General features: G+C 76.1%; 2 protein-coding genes. Both read right to left on the bottom strand.

Annotation, left to right across the window (positions count from 1 at the left end; translation table 11 throughout):
- Positions 1 to 234: 234 nt before the first annotated feature.
- Complete coding sequence (locus DVH02_RS26390; protein WP_114626358.1) at positions 235 to 885, bottom strand: hypothetical protein; 651 nt, start codon at positions 883 to 885, stop codon at positions 235 to 237.
- A 159-nt stretch (positions 886 to 1,044) separates the two neighbouring features.
- Positions 1,045 to 1,545: hypothetical protein (locus DVH02_RS35280; protein WP_114626357.1), on the bottom strand; the 501-nt coding region annotated here is incomplete at its 5' end.

Below are 1,545 nucleotides of genomic sequence, written 5' to 3'. Positions count from 1 at the left end.
GACCGCGAAAAACATAACGGGGGCGGGTGCGAGCGCCCGTACCGGCGGCGCGGACCGCCGTACGTCCGGTCGTCCCGCGCGGGCGGGAGCGCCGGAGTGACGGCATGTCACCTTCGGTCTCCGTGGCCCGCGCCCGCACCCGCGCCCGCGCCCGCGCCGCAGGGCACTCGGCGCCGAGGCCCGAAGCTGGGGTCCGACGTCGACGTCCGGCGCCGGGGTCCGGCCGCGCGGGTCTCAGCCGCGGGCTCTGGCGCGGCGCGCGACCACCGCGCGCAGTACCCGCCGGCCCTCCGTGGACAGGTCCATGGCCAGGCGCAGCCCGGCGGGGCCGTCCGTCTCGGCGAGGATCTCCAGGATGCGGATCTGGCGGCGCAGTTCACCGGCGAGCAGCGGACCGACGCCGACGGCGTCGCCGGTCTCGGCGCCCTCCACCGCGTCCGGTACGGCTGCCGCGTCCTCGCGGCAGCGGCTCAGGCGTTCGGCGGCGGCCGGGGCGCCGCTCTCGTCGCCGACCGCGTCGAGCTTCTGGTGGACCTCCAGCGCGACGACGGAGCAGGTGTCGGCCCAGGTGCGCAGCGGCCCCGCCGCCCACTGCCCGGGGGCGGAGCCGAGCAGGGTCGTGACGAGCGCGGCGGTGACGTCGGGGGCGGTCGGGTCCGCGTCGGCGCCGGGGGCCTTCCGCGCGGCGACGACCTGGTCGAGGGCGAGCCGGGCGGCGGCGAGTCGGCCGGGCCACTCCTGGCCGCCGCTGCCGATGCCCGCCCACAGTGGCCGGAAGACGTCGGCGTTCTCGACCGGCAGCGGCAGACAGCGTTCGAGGCAGGCCAGCCCGCTCGCGGCGAGCCCTCGCTCATCGGCTTGGTCGATCAGCTTCACCAGGCTCATGCGCACGTCTCCTGTCGCGGACCCGTACTGGTCAGTACTGACCGGTACTGACCACTACTGCGCCAAAGGGCCGGAAAACGTCACGCGCGCATCGCGCGTAGACCATGGACAGACCCGACATAGACGGCAGTTGAACGGGGTGTACGGGGCGGGGTCACCTCACCCCGTACCGGTCCGGTCCTGTACCGCCGGGAAGGCGGGGATCCCGAGGCCGTCGAGGAGCCGGGAGAACAGCTCCTCGGCGCCGGATTCCGGCCGCGGCACGTGCAGCACGTCGAGCAGCCCGCCCGGATCGACCGTGGCGCCCGCCTCCACGGCCCATTCGACGGCCCGCCGCGCCGCGTCCCGCGCCGGGAGGAACAGCTCCTCCAGGAGCAGGCCGCTCACGGCGAGGTGGCGGGCCATCGGCTCCTGTCCCAGGCAGGCGTACCAGGAGCCGCCGCGCGGCGCCGCGCCCTCCACCGCCACGCACTCGCCCGCCATGACGAAGCCGGAGAGGACCGGCGATCCCATCGCGCGGGCCAGCGCGCCCATGTCGCCGATGTCGGGCTCGCCGGGGTGACGCCACACCTGCCAGCCGCCCGGCCGCTGTTCGTGGAGGGTCAGCCGGTCGCGCAGCGCGGCCAGCGCCGGCAGTTCGGCGAGCCCGACATCGGCGAC

Source organism: Streptomyces corynorhini (assembly GCF_003346515.1).
GTDB lineage: Bacteria > Actinomycetota > Actinomycetes > Streptomycetales > Streptomycetaceae > Streptomyces > Streptomyces corynorhini.
The sequence above is the reverse complement of the archived record's forward strand: the minus strand, read 5'-3'. Positions and strand labels throughout refer to the sequence as shown.

What these genes read in the sequence shown, in the direction of transcription:
- DVH02_RS26390 (WP_114626358.1), bottom strand. Translation starts at nt 885, where the DNA reads ATGAGCCTGGTGAAGCTGATCGACCAAGCCGATGAGCGAGGGCTCGCC.